Origin of the sequence: Pseudomonas sp. WJP1 (genome assembly GCF_028471945.1) — a bacterium.
Lineage (GTDB): Bacteria > Pseudomonadota > Gammaproteobacteria > Pseudomonadales > Pseudomonadaceae > Aquipseudomonas.
On record NZ_CP110128.1, the window covers coordinates 5,055,222 to 5,073,199 of the forward strand.

Here is a 17,978-nt window from a genome sequence, read left to right on the forward strand (position 1 = left end):
TTGCCCCATGCCTGCCCAACTCAAGCGTCGCCTGTCCATCTTCCTGTTGATTGTCCTGCTGATCGCCGGGGGCTTTTTCGCCCATTGGTTTTTCAACGGACGGTTTTATGAAAGCACTGACAACGCCTATGTCCAGGGCGAGATCACCCGGGTGTCGAGCCAGTTGGGCGCGCGCATCGATGAGGTGCTGGTGCAGGACAACCAGCACGTCGAGAAAGGCCAGTTGCTGATCCGGCTCGAAGGCGATGACTTCCGCCTCGCGGTCGAGCGCGCCAACGCGACGCTCGCCACCCGCCAGGCCGAACGCCTGCAAGCCCAGAGCAAACTGACCCAGCAGGCCAGCCTGATTGCCGCCAGCGACGCGCAGGTGGCGTCCAGTCAGGCGAGCCTGGGCCGTTCACAGATCGACCTGACCCGCGCCGAGACCTTGCGCAAGCCCGGTTATGTCTCGGAAGAACGCGTGACCACGCTCTCCGCCGACAACCACATTGCCCGCTCACAGCTGCTCAAGGCCCAGGCGGACGCCCAGGGCCAGCGCCAGCAAATCAACGCGCTGAACGCCGAAATCAAACGCCTCGACGCGCAGATTGCCAATGCCAGGGCCGACCTGGCCCAGGCCGAGCTGAACCTCACCCGCAGTGAAATCCATGCGCCGATCAGCGGCCTGATCGGCCAGCGTGCCGCGCGCAATGGCCAATTCGTGCAGGCCGGCGCCTATCTGTTGTCGGTGGTGCCCGATGAAGACATCTGGATTCAGGCCAACTTCAAGGAAACCCAGATTGGCCATATGCAACCCGGACAGAAAGCCGAACTGACCTTCGACGCCTACGGCGACACGCCGATCGAAGCCCGTGTCGACAGCCTGTTCGCCGCCTCGGGGGCGCAGTTCAGCCTGTTGCCGCCGGACAATGCCACGGGCAACTTCACCAAGGTCGTGCAACGGATCCCGGTGAAACTGACCTTCGCCGCCGACAACCCTCTGCGCGGCAAGATCCGCCCAGGCATGTCGGTGACCGCCAAGGTCAACATCAAGGACACGCCTGAAGACCTCACCAGCAAACTAAGCAGCAAAGACACCCCTGACGATGGCCGGTGATCAACTGATCCGCCCGGTCGGGGAACCGACCCGGCGGGACTGGATCGCGGTTATGAGCGTGATGCTCGGCGCCTTCATGGCGGTGCTCGACATCCAGATCACCAACTCCTCGCTCAAGGACATTCAGGGCGCGCTGTCGGCAACCCTGGAAGAAGGATCGTGGATTTCCACCTCGTACCTGGTGGCGGAAATCATCATGATCCCGCTGACCGCGTGGCTGGTTCAGCTGTTATCGGCGCGACGCCTGGCGGTGTGGGTGTCCCTCGGTTTTCTGGTTGCCTCGCTGCTGTGCTCCATGGCCTGGAGCCTGGAGAGCATGATCGTCTTTCGTGCCTTGCAGGGCTTCACGGGCGGCGCGCTGATTCCGTTGGCGTTCACCCTGACCCTGATCAAACTCCCCGAACATCACCGCGCCAAAGGCATGGCGATGTTCGCCATGACTGCCACCTTCGCTCCTTCGATCGGCCCGACGCTCGGTGGCTGGCTGACGGAAAACTGGGGCTGGGAATACATTTTCTACATCAACATACCGCCTGGCCTGCTCATGATCGCCGGCCTGATGTACGGCCTGGAAAAGAAGGCAGCCCACTGGGAACTGCTGAAAAGCACCGACTACGCCGGGATTGTCACCCTGGGCGTCGGCCTGGGCTGTTTGCAGGTGTTCCTGGAGGAAGGCCATCGCAAGGACTGGCTGGAGTCGGACCTGATCGTGGCTCTGGGCAGCATCGCGCTGATCAGCCTGATCACCTTCGTGATCGTACAGTTTTCCAAACCCAATCCGCTGATCAACCTCGGCATCCTGGGCAATCGCAACTTCGGTCTATCGAGCATTTCCAGCATCGGAATGGGGGTTGGGCTGTACGGGTCGATCTACCTCTTGCCGCTGTATCTGGCGCAGATCCAGAACTACAACGCCCTGCAGATCGGCGAAGTGATCATGTGGATGGGCGTGCCGCAGCTGTTCCTGATTCCGCTGGTGCCCAAGTTGATGAAGGTTGTCTCGCCGAAATGGCTGTGCACGATTGGCTTCGGCCTGTTCGGCCTGGCGAGTTTTTCCTCTGGCGTGCTCAACCCGGATTTCGCCGGGCCACAGTTCAACCAGATCCAGATCATTCGCGCCTTGGGCCAGCCGCTGATCATGGTCACCATTTCGCTGATCGCCACGGCGTACATCCTGCCCCAGGATGCGGGCTCGGCGTCGAGCCTGTTCAACATCCTGCGCAACCTCGGCGGCGCCATCGGCATCGCCCTCCTCGCCACCCTGCTGGATGCGCGGACCAAGACCTACTTCGATTATCTGCGCGAGGCGATCGTGCCGAGCAATCCGCAGGTGGCCGAACGCCTGGCGTCATTGACCAGCACCCTGGGCAACGAAACGGCGGCGTTGGGCAAACTCAGTGAGATCGCCCACCAGCAGGCGTCGATCATGGCCTACAACGATGCGTTTCATTTTGTCGGGATTGCGCTGGGGATCAGCATGTTGGCGGTGTTGTTGACCAGGACATTGCCGGCAGGGTTGAAGGCTGGGGAAGCACATTGATTTTGTAGCACCCTGAATGGCCTCATCGCGGGCAAGCCCGCTCCCACAAGGTTTTGTGTCGCAAACCGATTATGTGAACACCGCAAAACCTGTGGGAGCGGGCTTGCCCGCGATGAGGCCAGTCCAGGCACCGCAAATCAAACGGTAATCAACCGCTCCCGCAACTTGGCAATCTCGTCGCGCATCTGCGCCGCCGCTTCGAATTCCAGGTCACGCGCCAACTGGTACATCTTCTCTTCCAGCGCCTTGATGCGCTTGGCGATCTCACCCGGCGAGCGCAACTCGGCTTCGTAGCGGGCGCTTTCCTCGGCGGCCTTGGCCATGCCCTTGCGCTTCTTGCTGCGCGAACCCGGCACGGTGGCGCCTTCCATGATGTCGGCAACGTCCTTGAACACGCCCTTGGGCGTGATGCCGTTGGCCAGGTTGAAGGCGATCTGCTTGTCGCGGCGGCGCTCGGTTTCACCAATCGCCCGCTCCATGGAGCCCGTGATCCGGTCGGCATACAGGATCGCCCGGCCATTGAGGTTACGCGCCGCCCGGCCGATGGTCTGGATCAGCGAGCGCTCGGAACGCAGGAAGCCTTCCTTGTCGGCATCGAGGATCGCCACCAGCGACACCTCCGGCATGTCCAGGCCCTCACGCAGCAGGTTGATCCCCACCAGCACATCGAAGGTGCCCAGGCGCAAGTCGCGGATGATTTCCACCCGCTCCACGGTGTCGATGTCCGAGTGCAGATAACGTACGCGCACGCCGTGATCGGCCAGGTAGTCGGTCAAGTCCTCGGCCATGCGCTTGGTCAGCGTAGTGACCAGCACTCGCTCTTCCAGCGCGACACGCTTGCTGATTTCAGATAGCAAGTCGTCAACCTGGGTCAGTGCCGGGCGGATCTCGATTTGCGGGTCTACCAGCCCGGTCGGACGCACCACCATGTCAATGACGCGCCCGGCGTGTTCGGCTTCATAGTTGCCCGGCGTCGCCGAGACAAAAATCGTCTGCGGGCTGATGCTTTCCCATTCGTCGAAACGCATCGGCCGGTTGTCCAGCGCCGACGGCAGACGGAAACCATATTCCACCAGCGTCTCTTTACGCGAGCGGTCGCCTTTGTACATGGCGCCCACTTGCGGCACGCTGACGTGGGATTCGTCGATCACCAGCAAGGCGTCGGCCGGCAGGTAATCATAGAGGGTCGGCGGCGCTGCGCCGGCTTCGCGACCGGACAGGTAGCGCGAATAGTTCTCGATGCCGTTGCAATAACCCAGCTCGAGAATCATCTCCAGGTCAAACCGGGTGCGCTGCTCCAGACGCTGGGCCTCCACCAGTTTGTTGTTGGAGCGCAGGTATTCCAGGCGTTCCTGCAACTCGACCTTGATCCCTTCGACGGCGCCCATCAGGGTTTCCCGGGGCGTTACGTAGTGGCTTTTTGGATAGAAGGTGAAGCGCGGCAGCTTGCGAATGACTTCACCGGTCAGCGGGTCGAATGCCGACAGGCTTTCCACTTCATCGTCGAAGAGTTCGATGCGGATCGCTTCAAAATCCGATTCCGCCGGGTGGATATCAATCACATCGCCGCGTACACGGAACGTCGCGCGGGCGAATTCCATGTCGTTGCGGGTGTATTGCAAGTCGGCCAGGCGGCGCAGCAATTCACGCTGGTCTAGCTTGTCGCCGCGATCCACGTGCAAAACCATCTTCAGATAGGTTTCCGGGCTGCCCAAGCCGTAGATGCACGACACCGTGGTGACGATGATCGCGTCCTTGCGCTCCAGCAGAGCTTTGGTCGCGGACAGCCGCATCTGCTCGATATGGTCGTTGATCGAGGCGTCTTTCTCGATGAAGGTGTCCGAAGACGGCACGTAGGCTTCAGGCTGGTAGTAGTCGTAGTAGGAAACGAAGTACTCGACGGCATTGTTCGGGAAGAACGCCTTGAACTCACCGTACAACTGCGCGGCGAGGGTCTTGTTGGGCGCCAGCACCAAAGTCGGGCGCTGTACCTGGGCGATCACGTTGGCGATGCTGAAGGTCTTGCCTGAACCGGTCACACCGAGCAACGTCTGGTGCGCCAGGCCGGCCTCAATGCCTTCGACCATCAGGCGGATGGCCTCCGGTTGATCGCCGGCGGGCTCGAAGCGGGTGACTAGCTGGAATTCCGACATGTAAAACCCCTGGGATCACTCTTGCCGGTAAAACCGACACGAACGAGAAAGACCGCAAACGACCGATGTCGCCCGAGGAAAAAACTGGATTGCGCTCAATGTGGAGCCGATTGCCAGCGCTTTCAAGGCAAACGTCCTACAACGGGTAAAGCCTTTGACGGCGCCAATCGACTAACGGTCGAAAAATAATGGAAAAAACTTACCTTAAAAGCCGATTCGTCTGTCGCCATCACTCGCGGATGGCCTCTATACTAGCTCCCCGTTTGTGCACCGCTCTAGTGCATTCGGCTGGAGCGCGACACGTCCCTCCATTCTCCATTCAGAGCCGCCGCAAAAATGAGCCTGTTCTCCGCTGTCGAAATGGCACCACGCGATCCAATCCTGGGCCTCAACGAAGCATTCAACGCCGATACCCGTACCAACAAGGTCAACCTGGGAGTCGGTGTTTATTGCAACGAGGAGGGGAAAATTCCACTCCTGCGCGCCGTTGTCGAAGCCGAAACCATTCGCGCCGCTCAACACGTTTCCCGTGGCTACCTGCCAATCGACGGCATCGCCGCCTACGACCAGGCTGTGCAAAAACTGCTGTTCGGCAATGATTCGCCGTTGATCGCCGCTGGCCGTGTCATCACCACCCAGGCTGTCGGCGGTACCGGCGCACTGAAAATCGGTGCCGACTTCCTCAAGCAACTGCTGCCGAACGCCGTTGTGGCGATCAGCGATCCGAGCTGGGAAAACCACCGCGCGCTGTTCGAAACCGCCGGTTTCCCGGTGCAGAACTACCGTTACTACGACGCCGCGACCCACGACGTGAACCGTACCGGCATGCTGGAAGACCTGAACGCGCTGCCAAACGGCTCGATCATTGTGCTGCACGCCTGCTGCCACAACCCGACCGGCGTGGACCTGAGCCCGGCGGACTGGAAAAACGTCCTGGAAGTCGTTAAAGCCAAAGGCCACGTGCCGTTCCTCGACATGGCCTACCAGGGCTTCGGCGATGGCATCGACGAAGACGCCGCTGCCGTACGTCTGTTTGCTGAGTCGGGCCTGACTTTCTTCGCTTCCAGCTCGTTCTCCAAGTCGTTCTCGCTGTACGGCGAGCGCGTTGGCGCCCTGTCGATCGTCAGCGAATCGAAAGAAGAAAGCGCGCGCGTGTTGTCGCAAGTCAAACGCGTGATCCGCACCAACTACTCCAACCCGCCGACTCACGGTGCCAGCGTTGTCGCTGCGGTGCTGAACAGCCCGGAACTGCGCGCCCAGTGGGAAACCGAACTGGCCGAAATGCGCCTGCGCATTCGTGGCATGCGCACCCAGATGGTCGACCTGTTGGCACAAAAAGCGCCTCAGCGCGATTTCAGCTTCGTCGGTCGCCAGTGCGGCATGTTCTCGTACTCCGGCTTGAGCGTTGAACAAGTGCATCGCCTGCGCAACGAGTTCGGCATCTACGCCCTGGACACCGGTCGTATCTGCGTGGCTGCGCTGAACCAGAGCAACATCAAGGTTGTGACGGATGCGATCGTTCAGGTGATCTGAACTGTCTGCTGACATGAAAAACGGGAAGCCATCGGGCTTCCCGTTTTTTATTTGTCGCAGATAATTTTCAAAGCAGAGCCTCACACCTCTAAACTTCACACAATTCAAATGTGGGAGCGGCGGCGCCGCTCCCACAGGTTTTGTGTGCACCCGAGAACCACTGCGAGAACTGATATGAAAATCGATGACCTACGCGCTGACCGCGATGATCGCGACGACCTGGATGATTTCATCCCCCGCGCCCCGGCCAAACGCGGCAACAACCTGGTGATGCAAGTCGCTGCCGGCGTGTTTCTCGGCGGCCTGGCCCTGTGGCTGGTGCAGTTGGGTGCCACGGCGCTCTACGCCAAACTGATGCTTGGCACCATCACCTTCGGCGGCTAAGCCAGTTCGGTCGCGCGCTGGCTGGCGGCATCGTCATAGGCGACGTACAGCGATTCAGCCACCTGGCTCTTGATCGCCTTGGTGCTTTCCAGGCCCTGGACAAAACCCTCGGCCTTCCCCCCCGCACGGTTCAACTCATCGGCGTTGCTGGCCTGGGTGATTGCATCGAACAGTTTTTCGGCGTGCGGGCCGACCCCCTTGGGCAGGCTGATTTGCGCGATGCTCATGGGAACACCCCGTTGTGTCGAGGTTTTGTGGCGGTCAAGCAAGTCATGGCACGTACCTTATCGGCGAATGGCCGGCAGCGCGTGGAACCACTTCCGGGCAGCCATGTTAGCCCCCGCCAGCGATTCCGGTAACCGCCAATCAGCGATAAACCACCGTCCGTCCCGATGAAAACCTCATTTTACTATCAAACGCTTGACTTCTCTTTTTGAATCAGTAACATAGGCGCCATTCCGCGATAGCTCAGTTGGTAGAGCAAGTGACTGTTAATCACTGGGTCCCTGGTTCGAGTCCAGGTCGTGGAGCCAGACAGCAATATCGAAAAGCCCCTGAATCGAAAGATTCAGGGGCTTTTTTGTGCTCGATACAAAAGGCTGCAATCTTTTTATCCGCAAAGAAAAAGCCGATCTGTCTATTCAACAGATCGGCTTTTTTTTCATCCGCGATGCAGGTCAGACATGCTCGCTGCTTTTAGCCAGCACCGGCCGCGGGTCGACCGTCCCGTGCGCCGACTCCACCACCGGGATCTCCTTGCCATCACAGTCGTGCAACTTGCCGTCGCTGAAGTAATCCCCTTCGCGCAACGCCGCCAGGTCCTGATAGCGCAGTACCCGCTCGGTACCCGCTGCAAACACCGACTGCTGATCGGAGTTACCGGCGGTGAGGTGGTTGAAGGCTAGGTTGAGCACGATGGCCATGATTGCCGAGGAGCTGATGCCCGAATGGAAGATCGTGGCGAACCAGCTTGGGAAGTGGTCGTAGAAGTTCGGCGCGGCAATCGGGATCATGCCGAAACCGATGGAGGTCGCGACGATGATCAGGTTGACGTTGTTGCGGTAGTCGACCTTGGACAGCGTCCGAATGCCGCTGGCGGCAACGGTGCCGAACAGCACGATACCGGCCCCGCCGAGGACGGAGGTCGGCACGGCGGCGATCACACGCCCCATGAACGGCAGCAGGCCGAGGATCACCAGGAACAGGCCGCCGGTGGCCACCACATAACGGCTCTTGATGCCCGTCACCGCCACCAGCCCGACGTTCTGGGCGAAGGCACTTTGGGTGAAGGAGCCGAAAATCGGTGCGATCATGCTCGACAGCATGTCCGCGCGCAGACCATTGCCCAGGCGCTTGGAGTCGACCTTGGTGTCGATGATTTCACCCACGGCCAGGATATCGGCCGAAGTCTCCACCAGGGTCACCATGACCACGATGCACATCGACAGGATCGCCGCGAAGTGGAAGGTCGGCATGCCAAAGTGGAAGGGTGTCGGGAACCCGAACATCGGCCCCTGGCCGACGGACGAGAAATCCGCCATGCCGAGGAACACCGCGATCACCGTACCGATGACCATCGCCAACAGGATCGACAACCGGGAGATGGTGGCGCTGCCGATCTTGCTCAACAACAGCACCAGCACCAGCGTCACCGCTGCCAGGCCGATGTTGGCCATGCTGCCAAAGTCAGGGGCGTGACTGTTGCCACCCATGGCCCAGCGTGCCGCCACCGGCATCAGCGTCAAGCCGATGGTGGTGATCACGATGCCCGTGACCAGCGGCGGGAAGAACTTGGTGATTCGCGAGAACACCGGTGTGATCAGCAACCCGATCAGGGACGCGGCTATTACCGCCCCCAAGATCGACTGGAACCCGCCTTCACCACCGCTGCTGACAATCGCCACCATGGTCGCGACGCCGGAAAACGAAACGCCCTGTACCAGCGGCAACTGACAACCGAAAAACGGTAGACCCAGGGTTTGCAGCAACGTGGCCAGCCCCCCCGCAAACAATGAAGCAGCAATCAACAAACCGATGTCCGCCGGCGACAGCCCGGCGGCCTGACCAATGATCAAAGGCACCGCGACGATGCCACCGTACATGGTCAGAACATGTTGCAGGCCGTAAGCCATATTCGCGCCGATCCCGAGATTTTCATCTTCAGGCCGTTGGTGTGAAACATGGGGCGTTTTCATGTTAGGGGGTTCCCTGGTTTTTGTTATGCGCACACTGTATTCAAGATCCAGGACAAATGTCTATAGAGTTGTATACAACTTGCCAGTCAAATTATGAACGGTCGTTCATGCAGACTGTGTGCCACCGCGCTCCACCTCGCAAAAAACCCTGCAATACATCCGCCCGCCCCATTCTCCCGCGCCCACTAGTATTTTGATTTCCTGGTGACCACCGGTAGTGATCGCCGCCTTCCATATACATATTAAGTATGCATAATGAAGCCATTCGAAATTCAATACCACAAGGCCAAGAACGCAGCCAACAAACTCAAGCACCTGGGCATCAGCCTCGCAGAGACGGAGCCAGTGTTCCATGATGAACGGGCGCTGACCCTTGAGGACGATCACCATGATGAACAACGCTGGATCATCATGGGACTGGACGGCAAAGGTCGTTTGCTGGTCGTGGCGTACACCTACCGTGACCCGAATTTCGTTCGAATCATTTCCGCGCGCCTCGCCAGCAAGAACGAGCGCCGCCAGTACCTGGAGGTTTGACCAATGAAAGACGAGTACGACTTCAGCCATGCCAGTCGCGGGGCAATTGCCCCCAGCAAAGGCAAGACCCGCATCACCATCATGCTTGATGACGTCGTAATCGAGGCGGCACGCGCGCTCGCGGAGAGCGAGGGCTACGGTTACCAGACCGCGATCAACAACACCCTGCGTCGGGCGTTGCTGACCGAGCATGACAAAGCAGAGCGCAGTACGTCCAAACACCTGAAAAAAGGGATCACCGCCTCTGAGTTGAAAAACCTGGAAAAAAAGCTCGCGCAAGCCCTCAGCGAAATTCAGCGGGTGATGGAGCCCGAAGCCCGGCCGTAATAAGGCACGCAAAAGGGGCAGGCCGATCCAATCCGCACCTTTATTGTGTGCACGATGAACCGTCTATTGCGGCGTTATCAATCGCTCAAGTGTGCGCATCAACGTCGGATCCGTGGGCACCCGAATATCGAACTCGCTTTGCAGCACGCCGATCAACGCCTCTACATCGGCCACTTGCCGGCGTTCACTGTCCTGCCCCATGTGATGAATGGCAAAGCTGCCGTTGTTGAGGGTACGTCGCCACCCTTCCCCGGTTCGGGCCACCATCAGCTGTTTAACGAACGATGATTCGGGGTGGGTCGAGACGTACCAGTTGCCGACCGTGTAATCGATGTCCTCCTGGCGCTGCAGGTCGAAGATGTACATTGGGCGCCACTCATTCGCGACCTTGGCGCGAAGGGTGTAGCCGTCGGCGTGCTGCTCGATGCGATACGGCTCATGGGGAGTCAATTGCTCATCGAGGCTGTCGAGCAACAGCGGTGCGGTGGGCACCATGCCGCCGAAACCGACGTCGGTGATGTAGCGCACGCCATCGAGGGTCACCAGGCTCAAGCGGTGAGTACGCGCGGTCCAGGCGCCTTCCGGCTGGCCCATGACCACGCGCCCGCTGATGCCCCGCGCGTCGAAGCCGAGCGCCTGGAGCAAGGCCAGAAACAGATGGTTGAGTTCGTAGCAGTAACCGCCGCGCCGATCCCGCAGGACCTTTTGCTCGATCGACGCCAGGTCGATGCGCACCGGCTCGCCCGCCAGCGTGGTGAGGTTTTCAAACGCAAAGGCACCGGTGTGACGCAATTGAAGCAGGCGCAGGGTTTCAAGCGTCGGCGCCGGGGGCGCTTCGAATCCCAGGCGTTGCAGGTAGGCAGCAGGGTTTGTCAGACGTGGCTCGCTCATCGCTTGATCCTTATGCACGCAAGCTGTGGACGCTATGTATAAGGGATGAAGGGGCACGGCCGACAATTGATTTAGCCAATCGGCCGGCAAGAAAAATCAACGGCGCTTGCGCGAGCCCAATTGAATCCAGGTGGGCGCATGGTCGCTGGCATGGGGTTCGTTGCGCACCCAGGCATCGACACCGGCCTCCTCCAGGTAAGGACTCAGGGCCGGGTTGAGCAACAGGTGATCGATGCGTAACCCGGAGTTCTTCTGCCAGTGCTGGCGAAAATAGTCCCAGAAGGTGTAGACCCGCTCGTGCGGATACAGGTGTCGCACGGCATCGGTCCAGCCCTGATCCAGCAGACGCTGATAACACTCGCGGCTCTCGGGTTGCAGCAAGGCATCCTTGAGCCAGGAACGCGGGTTGTAGATATCGAGATCGGTGGGAACCACATTGTAGTCACCCGCCAGCACCACCGGATGCCCGCTGCCCTGTAGCGTCTGCGCGTAGCGTATCAGGCGCTCGAACCAGGCCAGTTTGTAATCGAACTTCGGCCCCGGTTGCGGGTTGCCGTTGGGCAAGTACAGGCACCCCACCACAATCCCGTGTACGGCCGCTTCCAGATACCGACTGTGACTATCGTCGGGATCGCCCGGCAGGCCTCGGCGGCTTTCCAGCGGCTGCGCATCCCGCGCCAGGATCGCCACCCCGTTCCACGACGCTTGCCCCTGCCAGATCGCCCCGTAGCCGATGGCCTCGAGCTGCGCGGCGGGAAACGCACTATCGACCGACTTGAGTTCCTGAAGGCAGGCGATGTCCGGCTGCTCACGCTCAAGCCAGGCCAACAGATTCGGCAGGCGGGCGCGCATGCCGTTGACGTTGAACGTCGCGATTCGCAGCTTTTTCATGACCACCGCCCCCTTTGGCTGAGCCTCTTGGGTGTGACCGCGCTGCCTGCCAGGTGTTCGCTCCACCGTAGCCTGCCACTCGTCATCCAGCCGGCACCAACCGCCCTGCCCTTCACACCAATCTCAGGTAACGACTCATCTTTTGGAGACGGACCATGATGAACACCAGAATCACCTCGCTGCTTCTCGCTGGATTGCTGTGCACGGCCTCCCTGGCCACCTTCGCCGCCTCCGGCGATGATGCTGATGCTGATGAGGCAGGCACTAAATCCGGCGCAACCAGCGGCCCAGTCATGCCACCGGACAACACACCGAGCTCGCCCTCGGGCGGCAACGCCGGTGACGGTGGTGCAACCGGTTCTTCAAGTGGAAGTGCAGGCAGCAACAGTGGCTCTGGTGCCGGAGGCGGCACCGGGGCAGCCGGCGGTGGGACCGGCGGGGCTGGCGGCGGGACGGGCAGCTGAACGCGTAAAGGCAGCCGATGATGATCCACCGTCGGCTGCTTGCAACATCAGTGCATTAAACTCATTCGACGATTGTCGGCAGACTTTCCAGGCTATCTCCGGGGGTGTTATTGACGACTGTTCGTAAAAAAACCTCGTCATGTACTTCGACCCTGGCGCCCTTCACATAATCGTAGTCACGACTCTTCAGCAGTGTGTTGAACGGCACCCCCTGATTGATCAACTGCACCACAAACGCCGCAGGCACCCAACACCATTGGGGTTCGTCCCTCCCACAGGCAAAAACAGCGAGAATATTTCCGCTGTTGCGATCTGTCTTCGTCTTGGCTATGTAAAACTGCATACGACTCATACGGCTTAATCCTTTAAATAAAATATCCCTGTCACGCGCATCAGAATCACACCCGCAACAAACGATCCATGTGAACCGCAGATCATAAAATGCAGCGCTTCCATACGCTCGAACGCATGTATTGGGAAAGGTTACCTGTAACCAGGTGAACCCTGCCGGCAGTGCAGCCGATGACGTCCAATCGTCGGCTGCCTCGATTGCCCGCGCCTACATCTGCTTGACCGCCGGCGGATTCCACTTGCCGTTCAACGCCTCGGCCTTCGGACCGTACAGGCGCATGGTCAGGTTGAACGGCCCCTTGGGCGCCGGTAGCCAATTGGCTTCCAGCTCCTTGCCGGGGCTTTCATTCTGGAAGTAGATGTCCAGCGAACCGTCGGCGTTGCTCTTGAACGGCATCCAGCTGCTGACCGCAAAGCGGTTGAGCCCGTTGCCTACCTGGAAACCTTCGGGGTCGTACAGCGTGATCGACCAGAAGGCGTTCACCGGAGGCGCCTCATCCTTGGGGAAATGCAGCACGTACTTGTGCGTGCCGTCGAGGGGCTTGCCGTCTGCATCGCCGATATTCAAGGGGTAGATCGCGTCTTCGGGCAAGTTGGCGCCGAGCCCCACCTGCGCCACGATCGCGCGCTTGAGGTAGTAGTTGCCGTAGACGCCCATGGTGTCGGTGTTCATCGACCAGCCGTTGACCACGCGTGCAAGGGTCGGCACTTTCCACGCCATCAGTGCTTGGGCATCCTTGGGCGCAGTCGCCAGGGCCGCTCTTATTTCAGGGTCGAGGGCATCCATGCTGAACGACTTGCCTGGCTCAATGCCGATGCGCTTGATCTGCGCCAGTAGCGGCTGATCGGTGCTGTGGGCCGGATGCACCTTGAGCAGTTCGGCGGCATAGGCGAAGTAGTCGGCCGCCGACATCGTGTCAACCTGGATTTTCGGTGGGGTCGTCATGTCCACGGCCGGGTCGATCTTGACAGCGACCGGCTCGGCGCCCTTGCCCAGCCGGGACAACGGCGTCACGGTATAGCCGGCCTGGATCTTGTGCACCGCCGCGTAGTCCGCCGAACCATCGGTCTTGGTTCGCCCGATCACCCAGACAAAGGGCGTCGGCGCGGGAAGATGGTTCAGTCCCGCAGGCACAGTGCCGGTCCAGCCCGGTGGCGTCACCAGGAACTGCGCGGCGTCGGTTCCCGTGGTGCGCCAGCCCGGCGAAGCGAATACGTCACTCCACATGTCGAGCATTGGCAACAAGTAGAAGCGTCCGGCGGTGTCCGGCGCAGCGATGACCAGCGGTTCCTTGGTCAGGTCAAGCCAGGCGATGGAATACAACGTGTCGAAATTGGACCGCACCACCCCTTTGAAACTCGCGGGCGGGTACTCAGGCACACTCACGAACATGTTCATCGGGCCTTTGCCGAACTCCTTGCCCGGCTCGATGTTGGTAAATTGTTTGCGGGTGATGTCCATGGTCAACAGCGGGTAAAAATAAACGTAAGCATCCACGCCGATGGCATGCGCTTCTTCGGCGGTGATTTTCGATTGCGCCTGACTGACCAGCGGAAACACCGCGCTGGACACAACGATAAGGGCAATGGAGGTCAAAGCTTGGGTTATCGACATAGTGGCGACCGTCCGTGCGATGGGGAGATCTGCCGGGGCCGGCAGAGCTATCGGAACTCTAGACGATCAATTGGACAAGTTCTGACAGGCAGACAATCGGCTACCGGCAATCGCGCAGCGGCATCAGCGATCCGATCGCATCAGCGCCTCGGCCACGCCCTCCATCGACAACGTCGCCGAACGGTTCCTGCCCGAATGCTTGGCCTGGTACAACGCCGCGTCCGCGCGCTGGATGAACACTTCCATGCTGTCGCGCCCCGTCGGCACGAACGAATAACAACCCAGGCTGACGGTCACGTATCCGCTGGGCGAACCCGTATGACTGATGTTCTTGCCCATGACGGCGCGGCGAATCTGTTCGGCAAGGGTCACGGCGCCCTGGATATCGGTGTCAGGCAGCAACACCGCAAACTCTTCGCCACCGTATCGCACCGCCAGATCGGCCTTGCGATGGCAGCAACTTTTCACGGCACGCGCCACTTCGGCCAGACAGTGATCGCCCACCACGTGACCGTAGGTGTCGTTGTAACGCTTGAAGAAATCGATATCGAGCATGATCAGGCTCAGCGGACTTTGTTGCCGGGCGCCGCGGCCGAATTCGATATCGAGGGCCCGTTCGAACAAGCGGCGATTGGCCAGGCCGGTCAGGCTGTCGTGGGTGGCAATCAACTCCAGCGCTTGCTGAGCCTGGCGCAAATCCGCCTCGACCTGCTCACCCACACGCACCTGGCGGATGAACACCCAGCCGATCAGTCCGATGCCCAGCATAACCAGCACGACGATGGCGCTGGAGCGAAACGCCGTGTCGTACCAGTCTGCCAGGATCGAGTCCCGGGACGACGCCGCCGAGACCACCAGCGGGTAAGCCTCCAACTGCCGATAACCATGCAGGCGGACAATCGAGTCCATCTCGGAGGCGAACATCGCGTTGCCGGAAGTCGCCCGGGGCAGCAGGTTCTGAAAGATTTCCCCCTTGGCCAATGACGTACCGATCTGCGCCTGTACATAGGGTCGACGGGCCAGCAAGGTGCCATCGGTCAACGCCAGGAACATCGCGCCGTTGTCGTCGATGCTGAAGCTTTTGAAGAACCGCTCAAAGTACGACATCTTGATCCCGGCCAGCAACACCCCCTGGAACTGGCCATTCCTGTCATTGACCCGCCTGGAGATCGGAATGATCCATTCGCCATTTTCCCGACTGCGGATGGCCGGGCCGATGTGCGCGACGGTTGAAACATTCTGCTGGTGAAATTTGAAGTATTCGCGATCCGCCACGCCGTTCCCGCGAGGCAGTGCTTCAAACGAGGTGACGACCCACTGGCCCTTTTGGTCGAACAACAGGATGCCGTGCAATTGCCCCAGCACCTGCACCCGCCGGGCGAAGGTTTTCTGCAAGCGCGGACGCTGGGCCGGGCCGGATCCGTCGGCCTGAATCCAGTCCACCAGACTGGTCAGCACCAGATCGGCTTGCATGAAGGTGTCTTGTGCCTGTTGTGCCATGGCCCGCGTCAGGTTCGACGAAGCGACCTGGGCCTGGCTCAAGTCATGGCGACGGGATTGTTCCAGTTGCAAGCCAAGCAAGGCGCACAGGCACAGGCACACCGTGCCGATAAACAACACCGCGGCCTTGCGCAGCGGTATGCGTTTCAAGGCAACGCCCTGGGCGTGGTACAGGTCATCAAGGCGTGTTGGCAAAAAGCGCTCCCTGAAAGGACAAGGCACGAGCAACCCCCCATGCCTCCTGATTTTGTGTGCCAAGTTTACGGTGTTACCCTCGAGAAAAGGGCAGCAAATGCCAAATGATTACCCCCGCCTCTGGAAGTCGTCGGAGGCATGACGCAGGACAACAGCCGCATCACTCTCAAGGAGCTACGATGAGTGTTACACCACGACAGGGAACTGAAATGAGCAAGGCAGACGAGCTGGCTGCAAAACTGAAACACACCCGGCCTACCAGCCTGATCGATCAGGCCATCGACAGCTGGCCGGACCAGGTCAACGAGCTGTATGACCGGATCGATGCCTGGTTAAAGCCCTTGACCGAGGCCGGTCTGGTCCTGCGGCGCAACCCCACTCACGTGTTCGAGAGCCACCCGCAGGGTGACACCTTCGACTATGCCATCGACCAACTGGTGATCACCGGCAATCACCACAGCATCACGTTCGACCCCACTGAACGCTTCACGGCGGATGGCGAGGGACGTGTCGAAATTCACTCCAGCGACAATGAACTGGCCTTGCTGCGCACCGTGGACGAACACGGCGCAACACATTGGTGGCTACAAGTGATCGAGCAAGCCACACCGCGACCGGATGCGGTGGCGCTGACTGAAAACAATCTGCTGTCGGTAGTACAGGCAGGATTGGCGCTCGGTTGATCACCGCAAAGGCGGAACCCGGATTTCCCCGGCGCGGCATTGTGTCTTCACACCTTTGCCGCAAGAGGCAAACGCCAGGTCCTTGTCCATGCAGACCCGAACCTCGGATAACTGCGGCCCGTTGCAAATCACCACAATGCCATCTTCCGCCATCCCTGGATTGCTCTGGCGAAACATCTGCGCAATATCCCGGGCTGAAAAATAATGGGTGCTGCTCAACGGTTGCAGTTGCTCAGGAATCCTGACCGCGCCCAAGGCCTTGTCGGAGGCCTCCAGATAACCGATGGCGCCGAGGCCGCTGCAAGTGCCGTGCTTGGCCCATTCGTGATCGAGCAGCTTCTGCGACGGGAACAGCATCAAGCCCTTCGCCCGTTCCTCTGGCGAGAGTTTCACCCTCGGCCCGCAAGACTTCGGCCAACCACCCTGGGTGTATTGCGGCCAAAGGCCGTGTAGTACAAAGCCATAGCCTTTGCCGGAACATTGTGCATCGTCACGATGCGTCAGGCAGTAGGTGGGTGACCAGGACAGCGCCAACAGGTAGTAGTCGAACACCCCCGCCACGGATTGAGGCCTGGTGCTTCCTGAATCCCGGGCGCTGCTCGGGCCGACGTTGGCGAACGTCAGCACGATCAGCGCGACCACGGCGTTAAGTCTGTTCATCGGCACGCTCCTGCGGGCGGGCTTGACCGCCAATATCATCGGGCGACGATGGGCCGGTCGAAAAAAGCCGGTACTTTGGCACAGCCACGGACGCTTTCGCACCACGAGAGTGATTCGAAATGATTAATGCCGTGCAAACGAACGATTCAGAGCAACCTGTCGAGTTCTGCCAGGGTTATGCGGGGAATCACTTGCGCTGGAATTTTCGAGACGTCGGACAGGTTGTAGACCTGAAAATCCTCGTTCACGACCTGCTTGGACAGGATCTCGAACGACGGCAGGATCCTCGTCTCAAAATGATGATCGAGCGCGCAGGGAGAAACGAACCCGCCTGGACCTTCATAGAAACGCCCCGCTGTCGGGTTCAGGTCCACGCCCACCAGGAACACCCGGTTGAATCCCAGGTGGTAGGCAAGCTGCAAAGCCAGGTAGGCGACGGTACGAGCGTCAAAAAAACCACGTTTGAGGTTCTTGCTGAAACCCAGGGTCTTGTTCCGGCTACTGCCCAGCTTGCGGACCCTGACAAGCTCTTTGTCGGTCCTGAAAAAATCACTCCACAACAGCCTGGGTGCCCGGTTCAACAAATACAGCTTGCCCTCAGGCTTCAGCGAGGTGTGCCAGACATGTTTTTCGAACAGCGCAACCCGCTCGCTGATGCGCATGGCCTCGGTGAACAGCTGCGGCTGTTGTTCGGAAAAACCCTGGTCGGTGCAGACATAAAAGTACGGCTTGATGCCCGTCCCGGTGAATTTCGAAATGGCGCCGTTCATGGTGATCATTGGAACGTCGACATACTTGTGCAACGGGAAGTCTTTGGCCGATGCACCCGAGGCCACGATAAACACTGGCCCCTTTTGAATGTTGCGACACTCATCCAGGTCGTGCACCCGAAGCGCCCCCGTATTGAGTGTCGTTTTTTTGTCGGCAACATCCATCATCAATGCCCCTATCCCTGTTAATTTA

General features: G+C 59.8%; 18 protein-coding genes and 1 tRNA gene. 9 read left to right on the forward strand and 10 right to left on the reverse strand.

Going from position 1 to position 17,978, the window contains the following annotated elements; genetic code table 11:
* Window positions 1-7 precede the first annotated feature (7 nt).
* Window positions 8-1,096: an HlyD family secretion protein gene (locus OH720_RS22780; protein WP_272602986.1), complete on the forward strand. Its 1,089-nt coding sequence runs from the start codon at window positions 8-10 to the stop codon at window positions 1,094-1,096.
* The gene (locus OH720_RS22785) at window positions 1,086-2,636 is read left to right on the forward strand and encodes an MDR family MFS transporter (protein WP_218953643.1); all 1,551 of its coding nucleotides are present in this window, start codon (window positions 1,086-1,088) and stop codon (window positions 2,634-2,636) included. The genes OH720_RS22780 and OH720_RS22785 overlap by 11 nt, the downstream gene beginning before the upstream one ends.
* A 137-nt stretch (window positions 2,637-2,773) precedes the next feature.
* On the opposite strand, the gene uvrB is transcribed toward OH720_RS22785, so the two are convergent.
* A complete protein-coding gene (gene uvrB / locus OH720_RS22790; RefSeq protein ID WP_008056323.1) occupies window positions 2,774-4,789 on the reverse strand; it encodes an excinuclease ABC subunit UvrB in 2,016 nt (671 codons plus the stop codon).
* Between the two features lie 336 nt (window positions 4,790-5,125).
* Between uvrB and OH720_RS22795 the strand changes: the two genes are divergently transcribed.
* Both OH720_RS22795 and OH720_RS22800 read left to right on the forward strand, forming a co-directional pair.
* Window positions 5,126-6,322 (forward strand): amino acid aminotransferase, encoded by a 1,197-nt coding sequence (locus tag OH720_RS22795; protein ID WP_272602987.1) that lies wholly within the window; start codon window positions 5,126-5,128, stop codon window positions 6,320-6,322.
* Between the two features lie 174 nt (window positions 6,323-6,496).
* Entirely contained in the window at window positions 6,497-6,706 is a 210-nt protein-coding gene (locus tag OH720_RS22800; RefSeq protein ID WP_272602988.1) for a hypothetical protein, read from the forward strand.
* On the opposite strand, the gene OH720_RS22805 is transcribed toward OH720_RS22800, so the two are convergent.
* Complete coding sequence (locus tag OH720_RS22805) at window positions 6,703-6,933, reverse strand: hypothetical protein (protein ID WP_272602989.1); 231 nt, start codon at window positions 6,931-6,933, stop codon at window positions 6,703-6,705. The two genes, OH720_RS22800 and OH720_RS22805, sit on opposite strands and share 4 nt — an antisense overlap.
* A 230-nt stretch (window positions 6,934-7,163) precedes the next feature.
* Between OH720_RS22805 and OH720_RS22810 the strand changes: the two genes are divergently transcribed.
* Window positions 7,164-7,239: transfer RNA gene (locus tag OH720_RS22810), tRNA-Asn, on the forward strand.
* 144 nt (window positions 7,240-7,383) lie between these two features.
* Here OH720_RS22810 and OH720_RS22815 read toward each other — a convergent pair.
* The gene (locus tag OH720_RS22815) at window positions 7,384-8,901 is read right to left on the reverse strand and encodes a nucleobase:cation symporter-2 family protein (protein ID WP_272602990.1); all 1,518 of its coding nucleotides are present in this window, start codon (window positions 8,899-8,901) and stop codon (window positions 7,384-7,386) included.
* Window positions 8,902-9,156: 255 nt separating this feature from the next.
* Here OH720_RS22815 and OH720_RS22820 point away from each other — a divergent pair, with 255 nt between their 5' ends.
* Both OH720_RS22820 and OH720_RS22825 read left to right on the forward strand, forming a co-directional pair.
* Window positions 9,157-9,438 carry a BrnT family toxin gene (locus OH720_RS22820; RefSeq protein ID WP_008056316.1) on the forward strand — a complete coding sequence of 94 codons (282 nt, stop codon included), beginning with the start codon at window positions 9,157-9,159 and terminating at the stop codon, window positions 9,436-9,438.
* 3 nt (window positions 9,439-9,441) lie between these two features.
* Window positions 9,442-9,765, forward strand: a complete 324-nt coding sequence (locus tag OH720_RS22825) for a BrnA antitoxin family protein (protein ID WP_272602991.1) — start codon at window positions 9,442-9,444, stop codon at window positions 9,763-9,765.
* Window positions 9,766-9,828: 63 nt separating this feature from the next.
* Here the strand turns inward: OH720_RS22825 and OH720_RS22830 are convergent, their stop codons facing one another.
* Window positions 9,829-10,656: an arylamine N-acetyltransferase family protein gene (locus tag OH720_RS22830; protein WP_272602992.1), complete on the reverse strand. Its 828-nt coding sequence runs from the start codon at window positions 10,654-10,656 to the stop codon at window positions 9,829-9,831.
* Window positions 10,657-10,752: 96 nt separating this feature from the next.
* The gene (locus OH720_RS22835; RefSeq protein ID WP_272602993.1) at window positions 10,753-11,547 is read right to left on the reverse strand and encodes an exodeoxyribonuclease III; all 795 of its coding nucleotides are present in this window, start codon (window positions 11,545-11,547) and stop codon (window positions 10,753-10,755) included.
* A gap of 155 nt (window positions 11,548-11,702) precedes the next feature.
* Here OH720_RS22835 and OH720_RS22840 point away from each other — a divergent pair, with 155 nt between their 5' ends.
* Window positions 11,703-12,011, forward strand: coding sequence for a hypothetical protein (locus tag OH720_RS22840; RefSeq protein ID WP_272602994.1), 309 nt, complete (start codon window positions 11,703-11,705; stop codon window positions 12,009-12,011).
* A 61-nt stretch (window positions 12,012-12,072) separates the two neighbouring features.
* On the opposite strand, the gene OH720_RS22845 is transcribed toward OH720_RS22840, so the two are convergent.
* The 3 genes from OH720_RS22845 to OH720_RS22855 form a co-directional block, all read right to left on the reverse strand.
* On the reverse strand, window positions 12,073-12,363 hold the full coding sequence (locus OH720_RS22845) for a hypothetical protein (protein ID WP_272602995.1): 291 nt from the start codon (window positions 12,361-12,363) through the stop codon (window positions 12,073-12,075).
* Between the two features lie 207 nt (window positions 12,364-12,570).
* Window positions 12,571-13,977 carry a DUF1254 domain-containing protein gene (locus OH720_RS22850; RefSeq protein ID WP_272602996.1) on the reverse strand — a complete coding sequence of 469 codons (1,407 nt, stop codon included), beginning with the start codon at window positions 13,975-13,977 and terminating at the stop codon, window positions 12,571-12,573.
* 123 nt (window positions 13,978-14,100) lie between these two features.
* Entirely contained in the window at window positions 14,101-15,672 is a 1,572-nt protein-coding gene (locus tag OH720_RS22855) for a sensor domain-containing diguanylate cyclase (RefSeq protein WP_272602997.1), read from the reverse strand.
* A 209-nt stretch (window positions 15,673-15,881) separates the two neighbouring features.
* On the opposite strand from OH720_RS22855, the gene OH720_RS22860 reads away from it, so the two are divergent.
* Complete coding sequence (locus OH720_RS22860) at window positions 15,882-16,355, forward strand: hypothetical protein (RefSeq protein ID WP_272602998.1); 474 nt, start codon at window positions 15,882-15,884, stop codon at window positions 16,353-16,355.
* Here the strand turns inward: OH720_RS22860 and OH720_RS22865 are convergent, their stop codons facing one another.
* Window positions 16,356-17,015 carry a ribonuclease T2 gene (locus OH720_RS22865; protein ID WP_272602999.1) on the reverse strand — a complete coding sequence of 220 codons (660 nt, stop codon included), beginning with the start codon at window positions 17,013-17,015 and terminating at the stop codon, window positions 16,356-16,358.
* 146 nt (window positions 17,016-17,161) lie between these two features.
* Complete coding sequence (locus tag OH720_RS22870; RefSeq protein ID WP_272606504.1) at window positions 17,162-17,950, reverse strand: 6-hydroxymethylpterin diphosphokinase MptE-like protein; 789 nt, start codon at window positions 17,948-17,950, stop codon at window positions 17,162-17,164.
* Window positions 17,951-17,978: the final 28 nt, after the last annotated feature.

Excerpts from the sequence above, each read along its gene's own strand:
- OH720_RS22780 (WP_272602986.1), top strand. The coding sequence starts at position 8 with ATGCCTGCCCAACTCAAGCGTCGCCTGTCCATCTTCCTGTTGATTGTC.
- OH720_RS22785 (WP_218953643.1), top strand. The coding sequence starts at position 1,086 with ATGGCCGGTGATCAACTGATCCGCCCGGTCGGGGAACCGACCCGGCGG.
- uvrB (WP_008056323.1), bottom strand. The coding sequence starts at position 4,789 with ATGTCGGAATTCCAGCTAGTCACCCGCTTCGAGCCCGCCGGCGATCAA.
- OH720_RS22795 (WP_272602987.1), top strand. The coding sequence starts at position 5,126 with ATGAGCCTGTTCTCCGCTGTCGAAATGGCACCACGCGATCCAATCCTG.
- OH720_RS22800 (WP_272602988.1), top strand. The coding sequence starts at position 6,497 with ATGAAAATCGATGACCTACGCGCTGACCGCGATGATCGCGACGACCTG.
- OH720_RS22805 (WP_272602989.1), bottom strand. The coding sequence starts at position 6,933 with ATGAGCATCGCGCAAATCAGCCTGCCCAAGGGGGTCGGCCCGCACGCC.
- OH720_RS22815 (WP_272602990.1), bottom strand. The coding sequence starts at position 8,901 with ATGAAAACGCCCCATGTTTCACACCAACGGCCTGAAGATGAAAATCTC.
- OH720_RS22820 (WP_008056316.1), top strand. The coding sequence starts at position 9,157 with ATGAAGCCATTCGAAATTCAATACCACAAGGCCAAGAACGCAGCCAAC.
- OH720_RS22825 (WP_272602991.1), top strand. The coding sequence starts at position 9,442 with ATGAAAGACGAGTACGACTTCAGCCATGCCAGTCGCGGGGCAATTGCC.
- OH720_RS22830 (WP_272602992.1), bottom strand. The coding sequence starts at position 10,656 with ATGAGCGAGCCACGTCTGACAAACCCTGCTGCCTACCTGCAACGCCTG.
- OH720_RS22835 (WP_272602993.1), bottom strand. The coding sequence starts at position 11,547 with ATGAAAAAGCTGCGAATCGCGACGTTCAACGTCAACGGCATGCGCGCC.
- OH720_RS22840 (WP_272602994.1), top strand. The coding sequence starts at position 11,703 with ATGATGAACACCAGAATCACCTCGCTGCTTCTCGCTGGATTGCTGTGC.
- OH720_RS22845 (WP_272602995.1), bottom strand. The coding sequence starts at position 12,363 with ATGAGTCGTATGCAGTTTTACATAGCCAAGACGAAGACAGATCGCAAC.
- OH720_RS22850 (WP_272602996.1), bottom strand. The coding sequence starts at position 13,977 with ATGTCGATAACCCAAGCTTTGACCTCCATTGCCCTTATCGTTGTGTCC.
- OH720_RS22860 (WP_272602998.1), top strand. The coding sequence starts at position 15,882 with ATGAGCAAGGCAGACGAGCTGGCTGCAAAACTGAAACACACCCGGCCT.
- OH720_RS22865 (WP_272602999.1), bottom strand. The coding sequence starts at position 17,015 with ATGAACAGACTTAACGCCGTGGTCGCGCTGATCGTGCTGACGTTCGCC.
- OH720_RS22870 (WP_272606504.1), bottom strand. The coding sequence starts at position 17,950 with ATGGATGTTGCCGACAAAAAAACGACACTCAATACGGGGGCGCTTCGG.